Below are 24,900 nucleotides of genomic sequence, written 5' to 3'. Positions count from 1 at the left end.
GCGGAAGAGGGGCGTATATGGGCTGGACGATCCTCTACCTCGCGTTCGGTCTGGTCGCCCTGTGGCTGCTGGGCGAGGTGCTGCTCCAGTACAAGGCCCGGCTGCGCTGGCGGTTGCTCGCCTTCGTCGGCTTCCTCGGCGTCGTCGTCGGCGTCATCATCCCCTCGGTGATCGTGATCGGGGTCGGTCTGATCGCGTTCGCCATCGGTCAGACGAATGTGACGCTCTCCTTCAAGCGCGGCTTCACCGAGGGCTGGGCGCTGGGCGGCAAGCCAGGTGAGAGCAAGCGGCGCCGCGGTCGCCGGTCCGGACCGCCCGCCGCGGAACCGTCCCTGGAGGTCTCCGACGTCGAGGCGGTGCCGCCCGCCGACGGTCCCGGCGCCGGCCCGGCCGACGGTCCGCAGGCCGGCCCCGGCCGGGGCGCGGACGGGGGCCCGGACACCTTCGAGAGCACCGGGGGCTTCCAGAGCCCCGGCTTCCCCGGTCAGGACGGCTACGCCGGACAGGACGGCTACGGCAGCCAGGACCCCTACGCGGGTCAGGACGCCTACGCCGGTCAGGGCTCCTACGACTACGCGAGCGGCGGGTACGGCGCGGGCGGCTACGGCGGTCAGGACCCGTACCAGGACCCGCAGGACCGGAGCGTGTTCGCCACCCAGTCCTTCGACGCCATCGACGCCACCACCGTCTACGCGCCGCAGCCGCTGCCCGACGAGACCGGCCAGTACGGCATCTACAGCCCGGACGCCCGAGCCCCGCAGGGCAGCGACTACGGCGGTTACGGCGGTTACGACGCGTACGGTGCCACCGCGGACGGCGCCGCGGGCAGCGGCACCGGGGACGCCAACGGCTATGGCTACGGCGGCAGTTACGGCGCGCCCGCGGCCGGCCAGGACCCCTACGCCGACCCGTACGCGGCCTACGGCGACGGCTCCGGCCAGGCCGGCTACTCCGACCCCTACGGCGGCCAGCAGTACGCCGCGCCCTACGACCCCTACGCCCAGCCCGACCCCTACGCCCAGCCCGACCCCTACGGCCAGGCGTCCTACGGCGGGCAGCAGTACGGCCAGGAGCAGCCCGCGGGACAGAACCCCGGCCAGGGCTACGGCGAGACCCGGCCCGGCGGGGTCTGGGTCCCGCAGCAGCGCGGTGACGAACTCCCGCCCGAGCAGCAGCCCTACCCGCCGTACCAGCAGCAGGACTACGACGGCCGACCGTACCGCTACTGAAGCGGGGACCGGGAGCCGAAGGCTCGTCCCGGCCCGCAGCGGCCCGCCGCCCGGCCCGCTCCGAGCGCCCCTGACTTCCCCCGACCGCCCCGGCCAGGCCCTACGTGGAGCCGTGCCAGTCGTCGCCGTGCACGATCAGGCCCGCGACGAGCGCCCCCGACATCCCGGCGTGCGCCAGACCGCCGCCCGGATGTGACCAGCCGCCGACCGCGTACAGCCCCGGTATCCGGGTGCGGTTCCCGGGCCGCAGGAAGCGGCCCTCCTGGCCCGGCAGCGCGGGGGCCGGTATCGCCTCCTCGTCCGCCGGCGGCAGCACCTCACGCCACAGCACCCGCTCGCGCAGCCCCGGCACCGCGGCCTCGGCCACCGCCGTCAGCCGGTCGGCCGCCTCCTCGACGGCCGCACCGTCGGGCCGGTCCACCGGGCCGTGCGCGGCAACCGTGGCGGACAGCGTCACCGCCTCGTGCTCCCCGTCGGGCCGCGTGGTGGGGTCGTCCGGGCGCAGCACCGTCACCGTCGGCCGCGCACAGGGCGTCCGCGGGCCCCCGCTGCCGTCCCCGAACACGCCCGCCAACTCCGCGGCGCGGTCCGCGGCATGGACCACCGTGCGGTGTACCGCGCCGGCCTCGCGGGGCCCGCGCAGCGCCAGACAGACCGTCAGCCGCCCCGGGGCGCGGTCCGCCGGGCCGGTCCGCGGCCGCACCTCGTCCGCGCCGTACGGCTCGCGGCCGCCCAGCAGCCCGGGCAGCCGGGCCGGATCGAGGCCCGCGACCACGAAGGCGGCCTCCTCCCGCCGGCCGTCGGCCAGCTCGACGCCCGCCACCCGGCCGTCCTTCTCGGCGATCCCGGTCACCTCCGCACCGAAGGTGAACTCCACCTTGCGGGCCAGACAGCGCTCGTACAGCGCGTCGGCCAGCGCCCGTACACCGCCGCGGGGGTACCAGCTGCCGAAGGTCTGCTCCATGTACGGCAGCACCGCGGCGCTCGCCGGGGCACGGCGCGGGTCCAGGCCGTACGCCAGCGCATGGCTCTCCAGCAGGGCGACCAACCGGGGGTCGGTCAGCTCGCGGCGGGCGATCTCGGCGAGGGTGGCCGTCGTCGGCCCCTTGTCGCGCCGGCCGAACAGCCCGCGCCGGCGCACCGCCGGATACGGATCGCGCCCCAGCACCCGCCAGTCCTGCCACAGCGGCTCCTCCAGAAGCGGTCGGCGGGCGGCGTCCCAGGCGTCGCGGGCGCGGCCCACCAGCTCGCTCCAGTGCTCACCGGCACCCGCGCCCAGCGCCTCGTCCAGCGCCGTGAGGACCCCGGCACGCGAGGCGTTGGGCAGCGACACCGCCGTGCCGTCGGCGAAGACATGGCGGCTCGCGGGATCGACCTGGGACAGCTCCAGGCAGCTCTCCAGCGGCTCGCGGCCGGTTTTGATGAACAGGTCGCGGTAGACCGCGGGCAGATGCAGCAGGCCCGGTCCCGTGTCGAAGGTGAAACCGTCCCGCGCCAGCTGCCGCACCGCGCCGCCGTGCGTCGCGGCACGCTCGAACACCGCCACCCGGTGGCCCGCGACGGCCAGCCGGGCAGCGGCCGCCATCGCGCCCATCCCGGCGCCGATCACTGCAATCCGTGCCATGCCTGCGACTTTATCCGCCGCCACCGACAACGCCGGAACGGGCGGGTGCGGCCGCGGCCGGCGGACCGCTCAGCCCGTCGGCGGTACCCCGGCGCCCGCCGCGGCCAGCCGCTTCTCCGCGCGCCGGGCCCGTCGCCGGCGCAGATACCGGCGGATCCGCGACCACAGCACGACCACCACCACGATGCCCGTGAGCAGCAGGAGGGCCGCGATGGACGCCGCGATCACCGGATGGAACACCGCGAAGACCACGATCCCGGCCACGCCCAGGTCCTCCAGCAGGCTCAGCACGATGTTGCTGGCCGGCTCCGGCGAGGTGTTCACAGCGATCCGGGTGCCCGCCTTGACCAAGTGGCTCAGCAGCGCCGTGGAGCCGCCCACCGCGCCCGCCGCCAGCTGGGGCAGCGACCCGTCGTGCCCGGCCAGCAGCGCCGCCACCACGCCGCCCGCGACCGGCCGGACGACCGTGTGCACCGCGTCCCAGACCGAGTCGACGTAGGGGACCTTGTCGGCGATCGCCTCGACCAGGAAGAGCACCCCGGCCACGATCAGCACGTCGGGGCGCTGCAGCGCGGCGGGCACGTCGTCGGTGACGCCGGCCGTGCCGAGCAGGCCGAGGAGCAGGACGACGGCGTAGGCGTTGATCCCGCTCGCCCAGCCACTGGTGAAAACCAAGGGAAGTACGGCCACGCCGCAGATGGTAGGCCGCCCGTGGGGCCCGGTGCTCAGTTTTGAGTATCCGTACTCAGACGGCCAGATGAGTAGGTACGCGGATGGGCCGGCGGCCGTCCGGACGGAAGAGTGGGGGCCACGGAAGGGAAGCGGCGCCGCACCGCCGACACGGGGCGGCGGAGCAGCGCGGCTCCCGGACGTGACGGGGGAAGACGGGGGAGTACGGGGGCTCCACGGGGGAGCACGGGGAGCACGGGGGAAACGCCGCCCTGGTCGGATCGGCGGGGGAACGATCCGCGCCAGGGTGGCGCACTCTCCGGTGCGGCCCCCCGGGGGAACACAAAGGAGTGCGCGCCGTACCTGACCAATACGGCGCGCACTCGTCCATTTCTGCGGTCGGTCCGCAGCTACCCGCTGCTTCCCTGGCCGGTCGTCACCGGCCTTCCGTGGAACGGCCGCTGACCCGGCCCTGCAGCAGCCGCGACAACGCGGCGTGCACCTCGTCGATCGACCGGTCCGGCTGGTACGACTGCCAGTCCAGGGCCGCCACCAGGACCATCCCGAACAGTGCCGAGGCGGTCAGTGGAATGTCGATCTCCCCGCTCAGCTCCTCCTGGTCGACCGCCTCGCGCAGCACGTTCTCCACGACCGTGATGGCCCGCTCCCGCACCACCATCAGCGTCGACTGCCAGGCGCGGTTGGTGCGCCACAGCTCGGCGACGTAGAGCTGGGTGAGCGCCGGGTAGCGGGAGATGAAGTCCAGCCCGGCCCGGATCATCGCGTCCAGTGCGTCGATCCGGCTGCCGCCCCGGTCGGTGACCTCGTCGGCGGCCGCCTGCAGGGAGGTCGCCAGCAGCTCTATGCCGTGCCGCAGCAGCTCCTCGAAGAGAACGTTCTTGCTCGCGAAGTTGTAGTAGACCGTGCCCTTCGCGACCCCCGCCCGTTCGGCGATCTCGTCCACCGTGGTGGAGGAGAAGCCCTGTTCGGCGATGAGTGTGACCGCGGCTTCGAAGAGCTTGCGCCGGGTGGCGTCGCGGCGTGTGTTGGAGCTGTCCATGGAGGGGATTGTGCCGCTCTCCGGGGTGTGCGTGCTCATAGGCTCAGCTCCGGGTGGAGGTCCTTCATCCGGACCACCTGGCGGCCACGGGCGGTCAGCGAGGTCAGCAGGAGCGCGCCGACGGTGAAGGCCGCCAGTACCGCACCGCCCTGCCACACGGGCGCGAGGTCGCCCCCGGTGATGAGCCGGCGCAGCCCCTCCACGATGTAACTCATCGGCAGATACGGGTGGATGGCGCCGAAGAAGCCGGGGCTGGTCTGCACCGGGTACGTGCCGCCGGCCGAGGTCAGCTGGAGCATCAGCAGCGCCAGCACCAGGATCCGGCCGGCCGGCCCGAACTGTGCGTTCAGCCACTGCACGATCGCCGAGAAACAGGCCGTGACCAGCACCAGGAAGCCGAGCGTGCCGGCCGCCCTGGCCATCTGCAGTCCGAGCCCGAAGTGCAGTACGGCCATCAGGGCCGCGGTCTGCAGCACGCCCACGCCGACCACCGGCAGCCAGCCGGAGACCGCCACCCGCCAGGAGGAGGCACCCATCGCCAGCGCCCGCCTGTTGAGCGGCTGGATCAGCATGTACGCCACCATGGCGCCGACCCACAGCGACAGCGGGATGAAGTACGGCGCGAAACCGGTGCCGTAGTTGGGCGCCTTGTGGGCGGCGCCGGAGGCCAGCTGCACCGGGTCGGACATCACCAGGGTGCGGGCGTCGCGCTCCTTCTTGCCGTAGTCGGGGATCCGCTTCGCCCCGTCGTGCAGCCCGCCGGCCAGCTTCTGCGAGCCGTCGGAGAGCTTGAACATGCCGCCGTCCAGGGTTTGCGCGCCGTCCTTGAGCTTGCCCACCCCGGAGTCGAGGTCCTGCATCCCGGTCGCGGCCCGGCCCGCGCCGTCGTGCAGCCGGTGCGCACCGTCGTTCAGCCGGTCCGCGCCGGCGGCGAGCTTCGCGTTGCCCGCGGCCAGCTTGCGGGCGCCCGCGGACACCTTGTGGGCACCGTCGTTGAGGTCGTTGATCTTCTTGACCGCGGCGTCCATGTCGGCGCCCAGGGTGGGGCCGCGCTGTGCCAGCTCGCTCGCCAGGGAGTGCAGGGTGTCCAGGTCCCGGCCCAGCCGGTCGAGGTTCTTCTGGTCGTGGACGTAGCCGCTGACCTCCTCGGCCCGGTCCGCCGCGGTGGCCGCCTGGTCCTTGATCCGCTTCAGTTCGGCGCAGGAGGTGTCGAGGGTGACCCCGCTCTCACAGCGCAGCCGGTAGTAGGCGGCGAGGTGGTCGGAGAGGCCCCGGGAGAGCCTGGCCCCCGTGGAGGCCGCCGCGGGCAGTTTGTCCAGGTGGTCGCGGACCGCCTGCGAGCCGTCCGCGACGAGCCGGGCGGCCTCGCCGATCTCCTTGCCGTGGGCCCGGACGAACGGCCCGACCTTGCCGACGACGCCGTTCACGGTGTCGGCCAGTTGCTGCGTCCCGTCGGCCACCTGCCCCGCGCCGTCGGCCAGTTGGCGCGAGCCGTCGGCGGCCGTACCGGCGCCGCGGGCGAGGTCACCGCTCCCTCGGGAGAGCCGTCCGGCGCCCGCGTTGAGGTCACCGAGGCCGGTGACGAGCCTGCCGCTGCCGTTCTTGGCGCTGCCCAGACCGTCGGCCAGCTTGCCGGCGCCGTCCTCGGCCTGCCCGATGCCGTCCTTGAGCCGGTCGGCACCGTTCGCGGCCTGCTCGGTCCTGCCGTGCAGCGTCGAGAACGAGACGAAGATCTTGTCGAGGAAGGTGCGCGACGACTTCGCCGAGGCCGCCGCGCGCACCTCGGAGAACACCGTCCGGGAGATCTGCCCGACGATGTAGTTGTTCGCGTCGTTCGTGCGCACCTTGAGGGCGCCGGTCTCCGGGTGGTCGCCCGAACTGGAGGCGATCCGCCGGCTGAAGTCCTTCGGGATGGACAGCGACAGGTAGTACGTGCCGTCCTCGACGCCCCGGGCGGCCTCCGCGGCGCCCACCGGGTGCCAGTCGAAGGTGTGGCTGTCCGCGAGGCCGTCGACGATGCTGTCGCCCGCGGAGAGGTGCTTCCCGCCGACCTCGGCGCCCTTGTCCTCGTTGACCAGCGCGACCGGTACCTTGTCCAGCCGCCCGTACGGGTCCCAGAAGGACCACAGGTAGAGCGCGCCGTACAACAGCGGCAGGAGCAGCAGCGCGGCCAGTGCGGCGCGCGGCAGCTTCCCCCTCCCGAACCGCTTCAGCTCAAGCGCGGCCAGCTTCGGCGAACGCATCGGCCGCCCCCTCCTCGTCGTCCTTCGCGTCGTCGTGCTTCGCCTCGCCGTCGCCGTCCCCGGCGGCCGGCTCCTCGGGCCCCTGCGCGGGGGGCTCCGCGGCCGCGTCCCGCGCGCCTCCCGCGTCCTGCCCGCCGGTCCGCTCCGGGCGGTTGCCGGTCCGGACCAGCACCACGTCCGCGCCGTCCCCGGGCGGCTCGCTGCACACCGCGAGGACGGTCGTGCCGGCCGCGGCGATGCCGCGCAGCATCTCCCAGGCGGCGGCACGCTCCCCGTCGGACAGCTTCAGGTCGGTGTCGTCGACGGCCAGCAGCCGGGGCCGGCCGATCATCGCGAGCGCCACGGAGAGCCGCAGCGCCTCCAGCCGCTCCAGGTCGCGCACCGACGTACGGATCCCCTTGGGCAGCGCCGCGAGGTCGAGTCCGGCCGTCGTCAGCGCGTCGTCCACCAGGGCGCGGGCCTCGGCCCGGCGCTCCCGGCGCGGCCGCAGCAGGGCGCGCAGCGAACCGCCGAACCGGCCCTGCAACAGGGCGCGTTCCCGCAGGTGCTCACCTACGGTCAGGGCGGGTTCGAGATCGGCGATCCCGGGCACATGCGCGAGTGCGGTGATCGACCGGACCGCGGCCTTCTTCTTGGGCAGCGCCAGTCCGGCGATCCCGGCGGTGCCCTCGGCGGACTTCATCCGGCCGGTGAGCGCGAGCAGCAGGCACGTACGGCCCGAGCCCGACGGGCCCTGTACAGCGATCAGCGAGCCGGGGCCGGCCGTGATGTCGACGTTCCGGAACGCCCAGCCGCGGGGGCCCTTGACCCCGAACCGCTCGGCCGTGACCGCCGCCCCGTGCGGGGTGCTGTCCACGATCCCTCCCTTGTACTGACTGGTCAGTACAAAAAGTATGCCGCATCCCACCCCGGGTTCCGCAAGGGGGTCCGGTGAACCGGTTCGGGCCCGGCAATCGCCCCCGCTTGCCCCGCTCCGCGTGAAATTCGCCGTCAGGCCAGGGAAAGTGCAGGTCAGGGCCGATTGTCAGTGGTGTGCCGCACGATGGGGTCAGACGGGCCGAATCAGCGTTCGGCCCCGAACCGGCATGTGACGACAGGAGGTTCGTCATGGCAGCTCGTCCCACCGGGGCCAGTTCCGCTGCGTACGGTCCCCCGAGCGATGTCCACCCCGTCCTGCGCAGGGCGGCCGCACCACCCGCCGCCCTGGCCCTGCTCGCCCAGGCCCAGCAGGGCCTCGAAGAAGCGCGGACCCTGGAAGCCCCCAACGAGCGGTTCGCCACCGCCCATCTGGCCGCGCTGCGCACCGCAGCCGCCGTCCTCGCCGTGCGCGCCCGTCCGGAGCCCACCCTACGCCGCCGGCCGGGAGCCGCTCCGCGGCGCGGCCGCCGGGAAAGCATCCGCAGCGCCTGGGATCTCCTCCCCGAGGTCGCGCCCGAACTCACCGAGTGGAGCGCCCTGTTCGCCTCCGGCGCCGCCCGCCGGGCCCGGGCCGAGGCCGGGATAACCGGCGCGGCCAGCAGCCGGGACGCCGACGACCTCCTGCGGGACGTCGCCATGTTCCTGCGCCTGGTCGAACGGATGCTGCTCCTCCAGCCGCCGCTGCCGCCCCAGCGGGCGGGATGAGCGGGCCGCCGCGCGGGAGGCGCGGGGCGTCACCGGCGGAGTGAGCGGGCCGCCGGCGGCGGGGCCAGGGGCTCCGCCGGGGAGCGTCACGGACGGGCCGCGAGGCCCCGGCGGGGCGGGATGAGCAGGCCCTCACCCGCTCCGCGGGGCTCCGTGGGCGGCGGACGGCGCGGGACGGAATAGGGTGGTGGACGACTGGATGTTCATGCCCCCGCCGAGGAGCCACCCGCCGTGTCTGACCCGCTGCGCCCGCGCGCATCCCTTCGTACCGCCGTGGTCTGGGACGTCCTGAAGGACGCCCTGGAGCGCCGGGTCAAGGCGGCCGGGCGCGACGCCCTGGACGTCCTCGACACCGGCGGCGGCACCGGCAACTTCGCCGTGCCGGTCGCCCGCCTCGGCCACCGCGTCACGGTCGTCGACCCCAGCCCCAACGCCCTTTTCGCCCTGGAGCGCCGGGCCGCGGAGGCCGGTGTCGCCGACCGGATCCGGGCCGTCCAGGGCGACGCCCACGGCCTGTTCGACGTGGTCGAGCGCGGTGGCTACGACACCGTGCTCTGCCACGGCGTGCTGGAGTACGTCGACGACCCGGCCGAGGGCATCCGCAACGCCGTCGACGCGCTGCGCCCGGCCGGCACCCTCAGCCTGCTCGCGGCCGGCCTCGGCGGTGCCGTGCTCGCCCGCGCCCTGGCCGGCCACTTCACCGAGGCCCACCAGGCCCTCACCGACCCGGCCGGCCGCTGGGGCGAGGGCGACCCGATGCCCCGCCGGTTCACCGCCGAACAGCTCACCGGCCTGGTCTCCGCCACCGGCCTGGAGATCGGTGCGGTGCACGGCGTCCGGGTCTTCGCCGACCTGGTCCCCGGGGTACTCGTCGACACCGAGCCGGGTGCCGTGGAGGCCCTGCTGAAGCTGGAGGCGGCCGCCGCCGAGCAGCCCGCCTTCCATGCCGTCGCCACCCAGCTGCACGTCCTCGCCGAGCGCGACTGACGGGGGAGCGGGCCCGGCCGGCTGCGTGCGGTCGGCCACAGGCCACCCGATCAGCCCCTTGGCCCCGTATGATCGGTGTACGACGTTCCGGCATGACGGACAGGCGGGTGGGGAATGCAGCCAGCATCACCCCCGGCCACCACGGCGGCCCGGACAGTGAACTGGCGTCGAGGGGCGGGTTTCACGGGGGCGATTCCCTGCCTATCCTGAAAGGGTCGCACCCCGGTCGCCCCCCGCGACCGACGAGTAGGAGGACTCCGTGCCGCTCTCGGAGCACGAGCAGCGCATGCTCGAGCAAATGGAGCGAGCGCTGTACGCCGAAGATCCCAAGTTCGCGACAGCGCTTGAGGGAAGCGGGCTGCGTACGTACACCCGGCGACGGGTCTACCAAGCGGTCGCGGGCTTCCTGGTGGGTATCGCCCTGCTCATGGCCGGCATGGTCGCGCAGCAGATCTGGATCAGCGTGGTCGGTTTCCTCGTGATGCTCGGTTGTGCCGTGTTGGCGGTCACCGGGTGGCGCAAGGCGCCCAAGCCCGGTGAACAGCGCGCCGGCGCCGAAGGCCCGGCGCGGCGTCAGGCCCGGCCGCGGCGCTCGATGATGAACCGCATCGAGGACCGCTGGCAGCGCCGCCGCGACGAGCAGCAGGGCCACTGACCCCGCTCCGAACGTCCTCCCCCTGACGCGCCGTCGCGCGTCCCCGGCTTCCGTGCTGTGGCCGCCCGATTCCTTCGGGCGGCCACAGCACGTTCTGCTGCCGCGGGAAGGGTTTGCTGCCGCTGGCACGTACTTCTGCCGCTGGCATGTTCTGCTGCCGTCGGCAGGTTTTGCTGCCGGTCGGGCCGTCGCAGCAGGCGGTAGGGTCGCGCCGGGCCAGCTGGGTACGCCCGCGCCGAGTCAGCTGGGTACACCAGCGCCGAATCAGCTGGGTACGCCCGCGCCGGGCGTCGTGGCCCTGCCCGGGCGTCGCGTTCTCGCCGGGCTTCGGGCCCCGCCGGCCTCGCGTCCCCGCTGACCTCGCGGCCCTGGCGCCCCTGGCCCACCGGGTGTCCCTGGCCCCTGGCCCTGGCGGACGTCGCGGGTGGTCGCACGACGCCGGCGGGGCCGTCCAACGGGCGCGCCCCCGCCCGGGCCCCCGCTCGCGCCCCGGGTCCGTCCCACGCCTGGACGCGCCCCACGCCCCGGCCCTGGCCCCGCCCCACGCCCTGGCCCCGCCCCACGCCCTGGCCCCGCCCCACGCCCTGGACGCTCCCCAGCCCTGGCCCCGCCCCCACACCGGACGCACCCCCCGCGCCCCGGACGCCGCCCTTGCGCCCTGCGCCCTACGCCCCCTGTCGCCGCCCCCGCCGGAGCGTGGACGTCGCTCGCCGTAGTGCGGTCACCGGGCGGCTCGTACGGCAGCGGAGGCGCAGGGACGCCCAGCGGGCTGCGCCGGCCCGGCGGAGGCGGGCGGCCGAGCGCGGGGCGAACAGTGCCCGCAGCCGCAGCCCACGGGGCGCACCGGCGCGCAATCCGGCCAGCACGTGCTGGACGTCGCCGGCCGGCCCGGTCACCGGCCGAGGGCGCGGGGCGTAGAGGATCTGCTCGACCGCCTCCGCGACCCGGCGCGCGGCGGCGGCCGGCTCCGGTTGCAATTCCCCGACGCGAATGATCCGGGCGGCAGCCCTGCGCGGGGTCAGCGACTCGTCCGGGACGATCCCGAAGTCCCAGGCGGTGTCCAGCAGCTCCTGCCAGGCCGCCAGCGCGGCCGCCGCCCCGCCGGCGTCCGTCGCGCCGCTCCCGCCCGGGCCGCCGGGCGCCAGTCGCCGGGAGCGCAGCCGCAGCCGCCACAGCAGCGGGACCAGGGGCAGCAGCAGGACGAGAAGCGCGACCAGCCCGAGAGCGGCCACCGCCCAGGGGGACGAGCCATCGTCCGAGGGGCGGGCGCCGGACTGCGCGGGCAACGGCGGACAGTCCGCCCCGCTGCCGGCCGGATGCTCACCCGGGCCGCACGAGGGCGTCGCCGACGGGCCCTCCGTGGGCGGTACGGGCCGGGCCGGCGCGGGGTCCGGGCGGCCCGGCTCGGTGCTGCCCGAGGTGTCGGGATAGGCGTAGTCCGGGATGCTGCCGCGGCTCGGCGTGGGCTCGAAACGGGTCCAGCCGATGCCCTGGAAATACAGCTCGGGCCAGGCGTGCGCGTCCTTGAGGCTGACCGAGGTCGTGCCGTCGGGCTGCTTCGTCCCCGGGGTGAAGCCGACCGCCACCCGGGCCGGGATGCCCAGCGTGCGGGCCATCGCCGCCATCGAGAACGAGAAGTGGACGCAGAAGCCCTCCTTCTGCCGCAGGAACCGGGCTATCGCCTCGGCACCGCTGCCGGCCCGGACCTCGGTGTTGTACGTGAAGCCGCCGTAGAGCGCGAACCAGTCCTGGAGCTTGACGGCCTTGGCGTAGGCGGTCGGGGCGCCCCGGGTGATCCGGCGGGCGGTGGATCGGACGACCGGGGGGAGCGAGGCGGGCACCTTGGTGTACTCGCGCAGCACCTCGCCGGGCGGTGCCGGTGCGGCGGCCAGCTGCTGGGAGGTGGGCCGCACCTGGAGGCTTTCCACCTGGTACTGCAGATCGCGGGTGTTCTGGCCGCGGTCGCCGACCAGCGTGCGGCCCTGCGGCTCGAAGCGCCAGCGGCCGGAGATGTCCACCCGGGACGCGGGATAGGGGAGGGGCAGCCAGTTCTGTGCGTACCACCCGGCGGTCGAGATGGAGGTGTTGATCCGCTCGCGGCCGACCGCGGAACTGAGGCCGGGCGGCTCCGGCAGCCGTTCGGGCACGTCCGTGACCGTGCGCTCGGACGGCTTCCAGGTCGTGCCGTCGAACTGGTCGAGGGCGACGATCCGCAGGTACAGATCGCGGGTATCGGCGGCGGTGGTGCGGTAGTTGAGGACCTCGCGGTCCTCGGGCTGGTTGAGGCTGTCCTGCAGCGACACCAGCGGGTTGACCGCGGAGATCGTGCCGCCCCCGCCGCCGCGGCCCGGGCCGGCGCCGGTGGGGCCGAGCAGTCCGTCGCCGAGGGAGGGCAGCGCGGCGGGCACCACGAGGGCGATGCCGAGGACCAGGGCGCCGATCCGCCGGCCCGTACGGACCGGCGCGGTGGCCGGTCCGCCGGCCGCGGAACCCGGCCCGCCGCCCGGGCCGGTGGCGCCGAAGACCCGGCCCCACTGGGAGAGCCGGTCGCGGCCCTCGGCCAGCAGGAGCAGCAGATAGCCCGCCGCGGCGATCAGGAACCACAGCCAGCCCGCACCGCCCTGGGCCAGCCCCGCCGCGACCGAGTAGAGGGCGAGCAGCGGCAGGCCCGCCGGCGCGGCGCTGCGGTACGTCACCGCCAGGGCGTCCACGATCAGGCCGATCAGCAGCACCCCGGCGACCAGCAGCAGCCGGATGCCGGGGGTGACCGGGGCGGGGATGGCGTACCGGCCGACGTCCTGGGCGCCGCTCCGCAGCAGCCGGCCGAAGGCGGCGAGCGCGTCCGGGCCCGGCAGCAGGCCGAGTACGGCGTCGGCCGGCACGAAGAGCACGGTCAGCAGCAGGACCAGGACCAGCAGCTGGGCGGCGATCGTCAGCGGTCCGGCGAGCGGGACCCGGCGGGCCAGCGCGCCCACCCCGGTCGTGATCGCCAGCAGGATCGCCGCCTGGAAGATCCAGCCCATCGGATCCACCAGCGGCAGCAGTGCACCGGCGGCACACAGGGTGGCCACCGCGGCACACAGCGCGAGTCGTGCCCGGCCGCTCATCCGTCCGCCTCCCCTCGCGCGAGGCCGTCCCCGTACGCGCGGTGCTTCCGCACCGGCCGCACCCTCCCGTTCACGGCCGTCCTCCCGTCACCGTCTCCGCGGCGCCGTCCGGCCCCGGCTCCAGGCGGTCCGGCGCCGTCCCGGCCTGGTCGGCGGCGGCCCGCCACAGATCGGCGAGCGCGTCCCCCGGCGTCACCGGCAGCGCCGTCCAGCCCGCCCGCCGCAGCAGCCGCAGCCGCTCGGCGAGCGGCACCTGGCCGGTGGCGAACCGGATGCCGCCGGGCCCCCGGCTCCAGGCGTCGCCGTCCAGGACGAACGCGATCGCCGTCCCGCAGCGCCGGCGCATCTGCCCGGCGATCGCCGCCTGTTCGGTGTCCAGGTCGCCGAGGAAGGCGATCAGCAGTCCCTCGCTGCCGCCGCGCAGCACCTCGTACGCCGCCGACAGCCCCTCCTCCTCGGAGTGCTCGACCACGGCGAGGGTGTCCAGCATCAGGCCGGCGGTGTCGGCGGAGCCGGCGCTCCCCGGGAAACCACCGGCGCCGTCCGGGCCGGGCACCGAGCTGCCGGTGTCGGTCAGCAGCCGGACCGCGAAACCGCGCTCCAGCAGATGCACCACCGTCGAGGCGGCGGCCGACACCGCCCACTCGAAGGCCGAGTCCGGTCCGCCGCCGGGGTGGGCGAGGTCGCGGGTGTCCAGCAGGACCGTGCAGCGCGCCTTCTGCGGCTGCTCCTCCCTGCGGACCATCAGCTCGCCGTGGCGCGCGGTGGACCGCCAGTGGATCCGCCGCAGGTCGTCGCCGTGGCGGTAGCCGCGCGGAATGACGTCGTCCTCACCGGCCAGGGCCGGCGAGCGGTGCCGTCCGTCGCCGTACCCCGCGGTCTCGCCGGCCAGCCGGACGGCCGGCAGCGGCTCGACCCGCGGCACCACCATCAGGGTGTCGAAGGTCTGGAAGGAGCGGGTCAGCTCGCACATCCCGAACGGGTCGGACAGCCGCAGCTGCAGCGGCCCGAGCGGATAGCGGCCGCGCAGGTCCGAGCGGACGCGGTAGGTGACCTCCCGGCGGCCGCCGGCCTCCACCCGGTCCAGGACGAAGCGCGGCCGCGGCCCGAGGACGTACGGCACCCGGTCCTGCAGCATCAGCACGCCGGTCGGCAGCCGGGAGACGTTCTCCATCAGCAGCCGGACCCGGGACTCGGTGCCGGCCGGCACCCGGGCGGGCGAGAGGGCGCGGCTGCCCGCGACGCGGTAGCGGGTGCGGTGCAGGACCAGGACGCACACCAGCGGCAGGGCGGCGAGCAGCAGCCCGACCCGCAGCAGGTCCGGCTGCCCGAGCAGGTACGAGCACACCGCGGCGGCCACCCCGGCGGCCAGGAACGACCGGCCCCGCGTCGTCATCCCCCCGAGGGCCGCCCGCAGCCCGCCCGGCTCCGGCGTCCCCTCGCTCCCCCCTCCGCTCATCACAACCCCCGGACCCCGGGCGGCCGGCCGTGCGTCCGCCACGGCTGCGCGGACGGCTCGGGAACCGGGACGCGCTGGAGGATCTCCACCACGATCTGCTCGGCCGATCTGCGGCTCAACTGCGCCTGGGCGGTGGGCAGCAGACGATGCGCCAGCACCGCGACCGCCAGCGACTGGACGTCGTCCGGCAGGGCGTACTCCCGCCCCGCGAGGGCCGCGGTGGCCTTGGCGGCGCGCACCAGATGCAGCGTCGCCCGCGGTGAGGCACCGAGCCGCAGCTCGGGGTGGTGGCGGGTGGCGGACACCAGGTCGACGGCGTACCGCCGGACGGCCTCGGCGACGTGGACCTCGCGGACCGCGTCGATCAGCTTGAGGATCTCGTGGGCGTGCGCCACCGGCTGGAGGTCGTCGAGCGGGGAGGCGCCGCCGTGCACGTCCAGCATCTGCAGCTCGGCGGCCGGGCTGGGGTAGCCGATCGACACCCGGGCCATGAAGCGGTCGCGCTGGGCCTCGGGCAGCGGGTAGGTGCCCTCCATCTCCACCGGATTCTGGGTGGCGACGACCATGAAGGGGCTGGGGAGTTCGTAGGTCTGCCCGTCCATGGTGACCTGGCGCTCCTCCATGGACTCCAGGAGCGCGGACTGGGTCTTGGGGGAGGCGCGGTTGATCTCGTCGCCGATGACGATCTGGGAGAAGATCGCGCCGGGCTTGAACTCGAAGTCGCGCTGCTGCTGGTCGAAGATGCTGACGCCGGTGATGTCCGAGGGCAGCAGATCGGGCGTGAACTGGATGCGCCGCACCGAGCAGTCGATGGAGCGGGCGAGCGCCTTGGCCAGCATGGTCTTGCCGACGCCGGGCACGTCCTCGATGAGCAGATGGCCCTCGGCCAGGAGCACCGTCAGCGCGAGCCGTACGACCTCCGGCTTGCCCTCGATCACGCCTTCCACCGACCGGTGAACCCGCTCCGCGGTGGTGGTCAGATCGGTGAGGCTCGCTCGTTCGTCATACGTCGTCACTCGGCCCTCCTCGGCCCTGTGCCACGGGCCGCCACCCCCTTGTGCGGAACCGGCCCACCCCGAAAATGCGCGTCGGTCCCGGCCACCGCCGGCACGACGTCACCTACGCATTCTTGCCGCCCGCGCGCTCCGGCGTCATGACCTGTGGATAACTCACCACCTCGTGCCCCGGCGTTCCGGGCGAACCCGGCGATTCCGGCGCGGGCCGGCCCGGAAAACCGGGCCGGCCCGCACTCCGGACGGTCAGTCCTGGGGGTCGATCTCCCGCAGCAGACCCGTCTTGACGTCGAAGACGAAGCCGCGCACATCGTCGGTGTGCGGCAGGAAGGGCGAGGTGCGCACCCGCTGCATGGACTGCCGGACGTCCTCGTCGAGGTCCTTGAACGCCTCGACCGCCCAGGTCGGACGCTGGCCGACCTCGGCCGCGAGCTCGTGGCGGAAGTCCTCGGTCAGGTTGAGCAGTCCGCATCCGGTGTGGTGGATGAGGACGACGGAGCGGGTGCCGAGCGCCCGCTGGCTGATGGTGAGGGAGCGGATGATGTCGTCGGTGACCACACCGCCGGCGTTGCGGATGGTGTGGCAGTCGCCGAGCTCCAGGCCGAGCGCGGCGTGCAGGTCGAGACGGGCGTCCATACAGGCCACCACGGCGACCTTGAGGACGGGCCGCGCGTCCATGCCGGGATCCGTGAAGGCGGCGGCATAGCGCTGGTTGGCCTGGACCAGACGGTCGGTGACCGTGCCGCCGGAGCGCACGGACGCACTGTCGAGGGACGAGGACGACGGCTGCGATGCAGGTATGGGCATGCATTCACCGTAATAGTCACTGGTCGTTCCGGCCCCGTGGGAGGCCGGGCATAGGGGGCAACATCACCCGTTGTGAGGTACTCCACAGCTCCGCCCGGGCAGCCGCCACACGGGTGAAAAGCCCGCCGGGAAGGACCCGGCGAACCCGTCGCGGGACGCGCGGAACCGGTTGATTGACCGGGGCAGCCGGTGGACTAAAGTGGCGCGAAGTGGGAGGCGTGACGCTCTCCTTGGATACCGAATTCCTCGCGTGCGCGCATCGTACGTACGGCTCGGCCTCCTCCCGCTCCCATGGACTTCCGACGTCACTTCCCCGTCGCCGGAGGGCCACTTCCCCTTCAGAGCGGGCGGGGACCAAGCGGTACGTGCGGCATCCCCCAGCCAGCGGCCGGGGACCCACCTGCCGCCCACCCCATCGGAAGGCGCATGAGTAATACCCGCCACGTACCCGTCATGCTCCAGCGGTGTCTGGACATGCTCGCCCCTGCGCTCGCCGAGCCCGGCGCGGTCGTCGTCGACTGCACCCTCGGCCTCGGAGGGCACAGCGAGGCGCTGCTCACGGCCTTCCCGGCGGTCCGGCTGATCGCCCTCGACCGCGACCCGGCCGCCCTGAAGCTCGCCGGTGAACGTCTCGCCCCCTACGGCGACCGCGCCACCCTGGTGCACGCCGTCTACGACGAGCTCCCCGAGGTGCTCGACCGGCTCGGCGTCCCCCGGGTCCAGGGCGTGCTCTTCGACCTCGGCGTCTCCTCCATGCAGCTCGACGAGGCCGACCGCGGCTTCGCGTACGCCCAGGACGCCCCGCTGGACATGCGGATGGACCAGACGACCGGCATCAGCGCGGCGGAGGTCCTCAACACCTACCCGCCCGGGGAGCTGGTGCGGATCCTGCGCACCTACGGCGAGGAGAAGCAGGCCAAGCGCATCGTCTCGGCCATCGTCCGCGAGCGCGCCAAGGAACCCTTCACGAACAGCGCGCGGCTGGTCGACCTGATCCGGGACGCGCTCCCGCAGGCCGCCAAGCGCACCGGCGGCAACCCCGCCAAGCGCACCTTCCAGGCCCTGCGCATCGAGGTCAACGGCGAACTCGCCTGCGTGGAGCGGGCCGTCCCGGCCGCCGTGGACGCGCTCGCGGTCGGCGGCCGGATCGCCGTGCTCTCGTACCACTCCCTGGAGGACCGGCTGGTCAAGCAGGTCTTCGCGGCCGGCGCCACCAGCACCGCACCGCCCGGCCTGCCGGTCGTGCCGGAGCAGTACCAGCCCCGGCTGAAGCTGCTCACCCGCGGCGCCGAACTCCCCACGGAGGAGGAGATCGCGGAGAACCGCCGGGCCGCCCCCGCCCGGCTGCGCGGCGCGGAGCGCATCCGCGAGAACGTCGGGGACGGCAGGAACGGCAGGAACGCCCACCACTCGGTGGGCACCCCGTGAGAGGCCAGGGGCGGCCGCGCGGCGCGCAGAAACGGCTCTCCGCGCTGTTCCCGGCCGCCCCCGCCGCCCCCGGCACCGCGGCGCGCACCCCGTTCGTCCTCCTCATCGTGGTCCTCCTCGGATCCGGGCTGATCACCCTGCTGCTGCTCAACTCCGCGCTCAACCAGGGGTCGTTCGAGCTGAGCCGGCTGGAGAAGAAGACCGACGAGCTGACCGACGAGCAGCAGGCGCTGCAGCAGGAGGTGGACGGCTACTCCGCACCGGGCGCCCTGGAGCGGCGCGCCCGGCAGCTCGGGATGGTGCCCGGCGGCGCTCCGGCGTTCCTGCTCCCGGACGGCACGGTCCGCGGCAAGCCCGGCGTGGCCGGTCCCGACGGCGCGCCGCTGAGCACCTCGGCCGAGCCGTCCGCGTCCGCCCTCCTGGGCACCACCGCGCGTGGCCCGGCCGCCCCGCGCGTCCCTGCCTCCGCACTCGTCGCGCCGTCCGTCCGGCCGCCGGTCCCGGCCGGCTCCGGGACGCTCGGCCCGCGGAGCACCCAGGGCGCGGGCGCCACCCCGGGCCACCCGGCCCCGGCACCCGCCCGGGCCGCCGCCCGCCCCGCCGGCCCCGCGCCCGCCCCCGCCCCGACGACCCCCGGCAGGTGACCGCGGTATGACCGAGCCCAGGGACCCCCGCCGGGTTCCGCGCCCCGCCCGGCGCGGCGGTCAGCCCCAGGACCGCACCGGCCGCCCGCCCGCCGCCCGGCGCCCCGCGCCGCGCCCCGGCGCGCCCCGCCCGGCCGCCCGCCGCTCCGGCCCGGCCCGGCCCGGCGCCGGCTCCCAGGCGCTCCGCCTCGGCAGCCCGCGCCCCCGGCTCCGTCTGGTCTCCCTCGGGCTGACGCTGATCATGCTGGTCTTCGTCGTACGGCTCTTCCAGGTGCAGGCCGTGGACGCCGGGGCGTTCGCCGCCCGGGCCAACGAGAACCGCTACGTCCCGGTCAAGCTGGCCGCCGAGCGCGGCGACCTCACCGACCGCAACGGCGTGGCGCTGGCCACCTCCGTGGACGCGTACGACATCACCGCCGACCCCAGCCTGCTGGCGCCCGCCAAGACCAAGATCCGCGATGCCCCGCAGCAGGCCGCCGCGCTGCTCGCGCCGATCCTGCACGTCGACAAGGCCGCGCTCACCGAGAAGCTCGACCGGCCCGGCTCCCGCTACGTGCTGCTCGCCCGGCAGCAGACCCCCCAGGTGTGGAAGCGGATCAAGGACCTCCGCAAGACCCTCGACGCCCGGGCGGCCGCCGCCCCCAAGAGCGCGCCCCGCCCCGACGTCCTGGTGGGGATCTTCGCCGACAAACACAGCAGGCGCGTCTACCCCAACAAGGACCTCGCCTCCGGCGTCCTGGGCTTCGTCAACAGCGTCGGCAAGGGCGGCGGCGGCCTGGAGGCCCGCCTCCAGGCGCAGCTCGCCGGCAAGGACGGCAAGCTCGTCTACGCCCAGTCCGGCGGCCGCCGGGTGCCCACCGCCGCCACCCGGGAGCACCCCGCCGTCCCCGGCGACGACATGGAGCTCACCCTCGACCGCGACATCCAGTGGGCGGCCCAGCAGGCCATCACCAAACAGGTGGCGAAGTCCGGTGCCGACCGCGGTTACGTCGTCGTCCAGGACACCACCACCGGTGAGATCCTGGCCCTGGCCAACGCCCCCGCCTTCGATCCCAACGACATCACCAAGGCGGAGCCGGAGGCGCTCGGCAACGCCGCGCTGTCCGACGCGTTCGAGCCGGGCTCGACCAGCAAGCTGATGTCGATGGCCGCCGTACTGGAGGAGGGGGTCGCCACCCCGTCCACCCGGGTCACCGTCCCCAACCGGCTGCACCGCGGCGACCGGCTCTTCGCCGACGACGTCGACCACGAGACCTGGCACCTCACGCTCAACGGCGTGCTCGCCAAGTCCAGCAACATCGGCACCATCCTCGCGGCCGGCCAGCTCGGCCGGACCCAGCCCGAGGCCAACCGGGTCCTCTACTCCTACCTGCGCAAATTCGGCATCGGCCGGCCGACCGGGCTGGACTTCCCGGGCGAGACCGACGGCATCCTGGCCAAGCCGCAGGCCTGGAACACCTCACAGCAGTACACGATCCCCTTCGGCCAGGGGCTGTCCCTCAACGCCGTACAGGCCGCCTCGGTCTACTCCACCATCGCCAACGGCGGCGAGCGGATCGCCCCCACGCTCGTCCGCGGCAGCACCGGGCCCGACGGCCGCTTCGTCCCGGCGCCCAAGCCCGCGAAGACCCGGGTGGTCAGCCGGAAGACGGCCCGCACCCTCGCCACCATGCTGGAGTCCGTGGTCGACGACGAGGAGGGCACCGGCGCGAAGGCGAAGATCGACGGCTACCGGGTCGGCGGCAAGACCGGCACCTCCAACCGGGTGGACCCCAAAACCGGCCGCTACCACGGCTACACCGCGTCCTTCGCCGGGTTCGCCCCCGCGGACAAACCGCGCATCACGGTCTATTGCGCCGTACAGAACCCCACCAAGGGCAGCTACTTCGGCGGCCAGGTCTGCGGCCCGATCTACCAGCAGGTCATGGCCTTCGCGCTGAAGACCCTCCAGGTACCGCCGACCGGCGCCCAGCCCCCGCGCCTGCCGGTCACCTTCAGGCCAGGCCAATGAAATCGAGGCAATCCCGCCGTGACGACCATCACCCCCGACGGCCTCCCCGAGCCCGCCGACCGCGCCCCCACACGGCCCTCACTTCGCCCCGGGACCGATCGGCCCGGTACGCTCACCGCCGTGTCACAAGCTGATCAGTCCTCGAACGCCCCGCACGCTCAGAAGGGTGGCCCCGGTACGTACCCGGGAGCGCCGCGCCCTGACCACGTCCGCCCCACCCCCCTGGCGGACCTCGCCGAGCAGCTGGGAACCCCCGCGCTCGCACCCGAGCACGCAGCGGCCCACGTCACCGGCATCACGCACGACTCCCGGGCGGTCCGCCCCGGCGACGTCTACGCCGCGCTGCCCGGCGCCCGGCTGCACGGTGCCGACTTCGTCGCCCAGGCCGCCGACCTCGGCGCCGCGGCGATCCTGACCGACCCGTCCGGCGCCGACCGCGCGGCCGAGACCGGCCTGCCGGTCCTCGTCGTCGACAACCCGCGCGGACGGATGGGCGCCCTGGCCGTCTCCATCTACGGCGCGCCGGGCGAGGACCTGCTCCAGATCGGCATCACCGGCACCTCCGGCAAGACCACCACCGCGTACCTCATCGAGGGCGGACTGCGCGCCGCCGCGGCCAAGCGCCCCGACGGCGGGCTGACCGGCCTGATCGGCACCGTGGAGACCCGGATCGGCGACGAGCGGATCAAGTCCGAGCGGACCACCCCCGAGGCCACCGACCTGCAGGCGCTGTTCGCCGTGATGCGCGAGCGCGGCGTCCGCGCCCTGGCCATGGAGGTCTCCAGCCACGCCCTGGTCCTCGGCCGGGTCGACGGCTGCGTCTTCGACGTCGCGATCTTCAACAACCTCAGCCCGGAGCACATGGAGTTCCACTCCGGGATGGAGGACTACTTCCAGGCCAAGGCCCAGCTGTTCACCAAGACCCGCAGCCGGGCCGGTGTGGTCAACCTCGACGACGAATACGGCCGGCGGCTGGCCGAGGGCGAATCCGAGGTCCCGGTCACCACCTTCTCCGCCGAGGGCCACCCGGACGCCGACTGGCGCGCCTCCGACGTCGAGGTCGGCGCGCTCGGCTCCACCTTCACCGTGCACGGCCCCGACGGGCAGACGCTGCGCGCGGCCTCCCCGATCGCCGGCCCGTTCAACGTGGCCAACGCGCTCGCCGCGATCACCGCGCTGGTCGTCGCCGGCATCGACCCGCAGACCGCGGCCGACGGCGTCGCCGCGGTGCCCGGCGTCCCCGGCCGCCTGGAGCGCGTCGACGCCGGCCAGCCGTACCTGGCGGTGGTCGACTACGCCCACAAGACCGACGCCGTCGAGTCGGTCCTGCGCGCGCTGCGCAAGGTCACCGACGGCAAGCTGCACGCCGTCCTCGGCTGCGGCGGCGACCGCGACCCGCACAAGCGCGCCCCCATGGGCGCGGCGGTCGCCCGCCTCGCCGACACGGCCATCCTGACCTCCGACAACCCGCGCGGCGAGGACCCGCTCGCGATCCTCGCCACCATGCTGGCGGGCGCCGCGGAGGTGCCGATCCACGAACGCGGCACGGTGCTGGTGGAAGAAGAGCGGGCCGCCGCCATCGCCGCCGCCGTCGCCCGCGCCGCGCCCGGCGACACCGTGATCGTCGCGGGCAAGGGCCATGAGCAGGGCCAGGACATCGCCGGAGTGGTACGCCCCTTCGACGACCGTCAGGTGCTGCGCGAGGCCATCGAGGCTTCCTTGACGTCACCGCACCCGAAACACCAGGGATGACACTCCGCCATGCGCGCACAACCGATTCCCCCTCACCGACCGCCGCTCGCCGGGGGTGACCTGTGATCTCCCTGTCCCTCGCCGAGATCGCGAGCATCGTCGGCGGGCAGCAGTACGACATACCGGACGCCGACCGCCAGGTCACCGGACCGGTCGTCGCCGACTCCCGGGCGGTCCGCCCCGGCGGCCTGTTCGTGGCCTTCGCCGGGGAACGCGTCGACGGCCATGACTTCGCCCGCGGCGCCGTCGAGGCCGGCGCGGTGGCCGTACTGGCCGCCCGCCCGCTCGGCGTCCCGGCGATCGTCGTGCACGACGTCACCGCCGCGCTCGGCGCACTCGCCCGCGCCGTCGTCGAGCGGCTGGGCACCACCGTCGTGGGCCTGACCGGCTCGGCCGGCAAGACCAGCACCAAGGACCTGATCGCCCAGCTGCTGCAGCGGCACGGTCCGACCGTCTGGCCCGAGGGCAACCTCAACAACGAGATCGGACTGCCGCTGACCGCGCTGCGCGCCGATGCGACGACCCGTCACCTCGTGCTGGAGATGGGCGCCCGCGGCGTCGGCCACATCCGCTACCTCGCCGCGCTGACCCCGCCCCGGATCGGCGTGGTGCTCAACGTCGGCTCCGCGCACATCGGCGAGTTCGGCGGCCGTGCGCAGATCGCGGAGGCAAAGGGCGAACTCGTCGAGGCGCTGCCGGCCGCCGAGGACGGCGGGATCGCGGTGCTGAACGCCGACGACCCCTACGTGCGCGCCATGGCGGCCCGCACCAAGGCCCGCACGGTGCTGTTCGGCGAGGCCGAGGACGCCGCCGTACGCGCCGAGAATGTCCGGCTCACGGAGCTCGGACAGCCCGCCTTCACGCTTCACACACCCTCCGGGTGCAGCGATGTGACCATGCGGCTGTACGGTGAGCACCACGTGTCGAACGCGCTCGCCGCGGCCGCCGTCGCCCATGAGTTGGGCATGCCCGTAGACGAGATCGCCACCGCGCTCTCCGAAGCCGGCACGCTCTCCCGCTGGCGCATGGAGGTCACCGAGCGCGCGGATGGCGTGACGGTCGTCAACGACGCCTACAACGCGAACCCCGAGTCCATGCGAGCGGCGCTGCGTGCGCTGGTCGCGATGGGCGCCGCCGGCAAGGCGAAGGGTGCTCGTACGTGGGCGGTGCTCGGTGAGATGGCCGAGCTCGGCGAGGAGTCGCTCGCCGAACACGACGCGGTCGGGCGGCTGGTCGTCCGGCTCAACGTCAGCAAGCTCGTGGCGGTCGGCGGCAGGGAAGCGGCCTGGCTCGACATGGGCGCCAAGAACGAGGGTTCGTGGGGTGAGGAGTCGGTGCACGTGTCCGACGCGCGGGCGGCGGTCGACCTGTTGCGCAGCGAGCTGCGGCCGGGAGACGTCGTGCTGGTGAAGGCGTCCAGGTCGGTGGGGCTGGAGCGGGTGGCCGCAGCACTGCTGGATGACGCAGGGCTGTCGGGCGCCGCGGGCGCCGAGGGTGGAGCCGCGACCCGATGAACTCGATGAAGCAGATCCTCTTCTCCGGAATGATCGGGCTCTTCCTGACCCTGATCGGCACCCCGCTGCTGATCAAACTGCTGGCCAAGAAGGGGTACGGGCAGTTCATCCGCGATGACGGCCCGCGCACCCACGGCAGCAAGAAGGGGACGCCCACCATGGGCGGCATCTCCTTCATCCTGGCGACGATCATCGCCTACGTCGTCACGAAGGTGATCACCTCCAGCGACCCGACGTTCTCGGGCGTGCTGGTGCTCTTCCTCTTCGCGGGGATGGGCCTGGTCGGCTTCCTCGACGACTACATCAAGATCGTCAAGCAGCGTTCGCTGGGCCTGCGGGCCAAGGCGAAGATGGCCGGCCAGCTCATCGTCGGCATCGCCTTCGCCGTGCTCTCGCTGCAGTTCGCTGATCTGCGCGGACAGACCCCGGCCTCGGACCGGCTGTCCTTCACCCAGGACTTCGGCTGGCAGATCGGCCCGGTGCTCTTCGTCATCTGGGCGCTGTTCATGATCCTGGCGATGTCCAACGGCGTGAACCTCACCGACGGCCTCGACGGCCTGGCCACCGGCGCCTCGGTGATGGTCTTCGGCGCGTACACCTTCATCGGCATCTGGCAGCACCAGGAGTCCTGCGCCAACCAGATCACCGCGGGACCGGGCTGTTACGAGGTCCGCGACCCCCTCGACCTGGCGGTCGTGGCCTCCGCCCTGATGGGCGCCTGCTTCGGCTTCCTGTGGTGGAACACCTCGCCCGCGAAGATCTTCATGGGCGACACCGGCTCGCTGGCCCTGGGCGGCGCGCTCGCCGGTCTGGCCATCTGCTCCCGCACGGAGCTGCTGCTCGCCCTCCTCGGCGGCCTCTTCGTCCTGATCACCATGTCCGTGGTCATCCAGGTCGGCTCCTTCAAGATGACCGGCAAGCGGGTCTTCCGGATGGCGCCACTACAGCACCACTTCGAACTCAAGGGGTGGTCCGAAGTCCTTGTGGTGGTCAGGTTCTGGATCATCCAGGGCATGTGCGTCATCGTGGGACTCGGCATCTTCTACGGCGGCTGGCAGGCAGCGAAGTGACCACG

The 24,900-nt window shown here is 74.0% G+C and carries 19 protein-coding genes; 10 read left to right on the top strand and 9 right to left on the bottom strand.

Annotation, left to right across the window (positions count from 1 at the left end; genetic code table 11):
* Positions 1-17 precede the first annotated feature (17 nt).
* Positions 18-1,229 carry a hypothetical protein gene (locus ACZ7MX_RS28010; protein WP_472135990.1) on the top strand — a complete coding sequence of 404 codons (1,212 nt, stop codon included), beginning with the start codon at positions 18-20 and terminating at the stop codon, positions 1,227-1,229.
* Between the two features lie 100 nt (positions 1,230-1,329).
* Here ACZ7MX_RS28010 and ACZ7MX_RS28005 read toward each other — a convergent pair whose 3' ends face one another.
* The 5 genes from ACZ7MX_RS28005 to ACZ7MX_RS27985 all read right to left on the bottom strand — a co-directional run bounded on the left by ACZ7MX_RS28005 (position 1,330) and on the right by ACZ7MX_RS27985 (position 7,681).
* Positions 1,330-2,853: a phytoene desaturase family protein gene (locus ACZ7MX_RS28005; RefSeq protein ID WP_472135989.1), complete on the bottom strand. Its 1,524-nt coding sequence runs from the start codon at positions 2,851-2,853 to the stop codon at positions 1,330-1,332.
* A gap of 69 nt (positions 2,854-2,922) precedes the next feature.
* A complete protein-coding gene (locus tag ACZ7MX_RS28000; protein ID WP_472135988.1) occupies positions 2,923-3,543 on the bottom strand; it encodes a DUF4126 domain-containing protein in 621 nt (206 codons plus the stop codon).
* 415 nt (positions 3,544-3,958) lie between these two features.
* Entirely contained in the window at positions 3,959-4,582 is a 624-nt protein-coding gene (locus ACZ7MX_RS27995) for a TetR/AcrR family transcriptional regulator (protein ID WP_472135987.1), read from the bottom strand.
* Between the two features lie 35 nt (positions 4,583-4,617).
* Positions 4,618-6,825 carry a YhgE/Pip family protein gene (locus tag ACZ7MX_RS27990; RefSeq protein ID WP_472135986.1) on the bottom strand — a complete coding sequence of 736 codons (2,208 nt, stop codon included), beginning with the start codon at positions 6,823-6,825 and terminating at the stop codon, positions 4,618-4,620.
* Positions 6,797-7,681 carry an ATP-binding cassette domain-containing protein gene (locus ACZ7MX_RS27985; protein WP_472135985.1) on the bottom strand — a complete coding sequence of 295 codons (885 nt, stop codon included), beginning with the start codon at positions 7,679-7,681 and terminating at the stop codon, positions 6,797-6,799. Before ACZ7MX_RS27985 ends, ACZ7MX_RS27990 begins: the two co-directional genes overlap by 29 nt.
* Positions 7,682-7,932: 251 nt before the next feature.
* On the opposite strand from ACZ7MX_RS27985, the gene ACZ7MX_RS27980 reads away from it, so the two are divergent.
* The 3 genes from ACZ7MX_RS27980 (at position 7,933) to ACZ7MX_RS27970 (ending at position 10,090) form a co-directional block, all read left to right on the top strand.
* The gene (locus ACZ7MX_RS27980) at positions 7,933-8,448 is read left to right on the top strand and encodes an SAV_6107 family HEPN domain-containing protein (RefSeq protein WP_472135984.1); all 516 of its coding nucleotides are present in this window, start codon (positions 7,933-7,935) and stop codon (positions 8,446-8,448) included.
* Between the two features lie 231 nt (positions 8,449-8,679).
* The gene (locus ACZ7MX_RS27975; RefSeq protein ID WP_472135983.1) at positions 8,680-9,435 is read left to right on the top strand and encodes a methyltransferase; all 756 of its coding nucleotides are present in this window, start codon (positions 8,680-8,682) and stop codon (positions 9,433-9,435) included.
* Between the two features lie 259 nt (positions 9,436-9,694).
* Positions 9,695-10,090 (top strand): DUF3040 domain-containing protein, encoded by a 396-nt coding sequence (locus tag ACZ7MX_RS27970; protein ID WP_030415502.1) that lies wholly within the window; start codon positions 9,695-9,697, stop codon positions 10,088-10,090.
* Positions 10,091-10,755: 665 nt separating this feature from the next.
* On the opposite strand, the gene ACZ7MX_RS27965 is transcribed toward ACZ7MX_RS27970, so the two are convergent.
* The 4 genes from ACZ7MX_RS27965 to ACZ7MX_RS27950 all read right to left on the bottom strand — a co-directional run bounded on the left by ACZ7MX_RS27965 (position 10,756) and on the right by ACZ7MX_RS27950 (position 16,476).
* Complete coding sequence (locus tag ACZ7MX_RS27965) at positions 10,756-13,197, bottom strand: transglutaminase TgpA family protein (RefSeq protein WP_472135982.1); 2,442 nt, start codon at positions 13,195-13,197, stop codon at positions 10,756-10,758.
* A gap of 70 nt (positions 13,198-13,267) precedes the next feature.
* Positions 13,268-14,656 carry a DUF58 domain-containing protein gene (locus tag ACZ7MX_RS27960; protein ID WP_472135981.1) on the bottom strand — a complete coding sequence of 463 codons (1,389 nt, stop codon included), beginning with the start codon at positions 14,654-14,656 and terminating at the stop codon, positions 13,268-13,270.
* Positions 14,656-15,672 (bottom strand): AAA family ATPase, encoded by a 1,017-nt coding sequence (locus tag ACZ7MX_RS27955; RefSeq protein ID WP_472135980.1) that lies wholly within the window; start codon positions 15,670-15,672, stop codon positions 14,656-14,658. Before ACZ7MX_RS27955 ends, ACZ7MX_RS27960 begins: the two co-directional genes overlap by 1 nt.
* Before the next feature lie 243 nt (positions 15,673-15,915).
* Complete coding sequence (locus ACZ7MX_RS27950) at positions 15,916-16,476, bottom strand: beta-class carbonic anhydrase (protein ID WP_472135979.1); 561 nt, start codon at positions 16,474-16,476, stop codon at positions 15,916-15,918.
* A 426-nt stretch (positions 16,477-16,902) separates the two neighbouring features.
* On the opposite strand from ACZ7MX_RS27950, the gene rsmH reads away from it, so the two are divergent.
* The 6 genes from rsmH to mraY all read left to right on the top strand — a co-directional run bounded on the left by rsmH (position 16,903) and on the right by mraY (position 24,895).
* Positions 16,903-17,904 (top strand): 16S rRNA (cytosine(1402)-N(4))-methyltransferase RsmH, encoded by a 1,002-nt coding sequence (rsmH, locus tag ACZ7MX_RS27945; protein ID WP_472135978.1) that lies wholly within the window; start codon positions 16,903-16,905, stop codon positions 17,902-17,904.
* Positions 17,901-18,548, top strand: a complete 648-nt coding sequence (gene ftsL, locus ACZ7MX_RS27940) for a cell division protein FtsL (protein ID WP_472135977.1) — start codon at positions 17,901-17,903, stop codon at positions 18,546-18,548. The genes rsmH and ftsL overlap by 4 nt, the downstream gene beginning before the upstream one ends.
* Positions 18,549-18,555: 7 nt before the next feature.
* A complete protein-coding gene (locus ACZ7MX_RS27935) occupies positions 18,556-20,559 on the top strand; it encodes a peptidoglycan D,D-transpeptidase FtsI family protein (RefSeq protein WP_472135976.1) in 2,004 nt (667 codons plus the stop codon).
* 18 nt (positions 20,560-20,577) lie between these two features.
* Positions 20,578-22,311, top strand: coding sequence for a UDP-N-acetylmuramoyl-L-alanyl-D-glutamate--2,6-diaminopimelate ligase (locus tag ACZ7MX_RS27930; protein ID WP_472135975.1), 1,734 nt, complete (start codon positions 20,578-20,580; stop codon positions 22,309-22,311).
* A gap of 62 nt (positions 22,312-22,373) precedes the next feature.
* The gene (locus ACZ7MX_RS27925) at positions 22,374-23,825 is read left to right on the top strand and encodes a UDP-N-acetylmuramoyl-tripeptide--D-alanyl-D-alanine ligase (protein WP_472135974.1); all 1,452 of its coding nucleotides are present in this window, start codon (positions 22,374-22,376) and stop codon (positions 23,823-23,825) included.
* 5 nt (positions 23,826-23,830) lie between these two features.
* A complete protein-coding gene (mraY, locus tag ACZ7MX_RS27920) occupies positions 23,831-24,895 on the top strand; it encodes a phospho-N-acetylmuramoyl-pentapeptide-transferase (protein WP_030417128.1) in 1,065 nt (354 codons plus the stop codon).
* Positions 24,896-24,900: the final 5 nt, after the last annotated feature.

Source organism: Streptomyces sp. NPDC107765, assembly GCF_055657085.1.
Note: the sequence above shows the minus strand (reverse complement) of the source record. Positions and strands in the feature narration are given on the sequence as shown.

Coding starts and splice junctions, on each gene's coding strand:
- ACZ7MX_RS28010 (WP_472135990.1), top strand. CDS start 18: ATGGGCTGGACGATCCTCTACCTCGCGTTCGGTCTGGTCGCCCTGTGG.
- ACZ7MX_RS28005 (WP_472135989.1), bottom strand. CDS start 2,853: ATGGCACGGATTGCAGTGATCGGCGCCGGGATGGGCGCGATGGCGGCC.
- ACZ7MX_RS27995 (WP_472135987.1), bottom strand. CDS start 4,582: ATGGACAGCTCCAACACACGCCGCGACGCCACCCGGCGCAAGCTCTTC.
- ACZ7MX_RS27990 (WP_472135986.1), bottom strand. CDS start 6,825: ATGCGTTCGCCGAAGCTGGCCGCGCTTGAGCTGAAGCGGTTCGGGAGG.
- ACZ7MX_RS27980 (WP_472135984.1), top strand. CDS start 7,933: ATGGCAGCTCGTCCCACCGGGGCCAGTTCCGCTGCGTACGGTCCCCCG.
- ACZ7MX_RS27965 (WP_472135982.1), bottom strand. CDS start 13,197: ATGAGCGGCCGGGCACGACTCGCGCTGTGTGCCGCGGTGGCCACCCTG.
- ACZ7MX_RS27960 (WP_472135981.1), bottom strand. CDS start 14,656: ATGAGCGGAGGGGGGAGCGAGGGGACGCCGGAGCCGGGCGGGCTGCGG.
- ACZ7MX_RS27950 (WP_472135979.1), bottom strand. CDS start 16,476: ATGCCCATACCTGCATCGCAGCCGTCGTCCTCGTCCCTCGACAGTGCG.
- rsmH (WP_472135978.1), top strand. CDS start 16,903: ATGAGTAATACCCGCCACGTACCCGTCATGCTCCAGCGGTGTCTGGAC.
- ACZ7MX_RS27935 (WP_472135976.1), top strand. CDS start 18,556: ATGACCGAGCCCAGGGACCCCCGCCGGGTTCCGCGCCCCGCCCGGCGC.
- mraY (WP_030417128.1), top strand. CDS start 23,831: ATGAAGCAGATCCTCTTCTCCGGAATGATCGGGCTCTTCCTGACCCTG.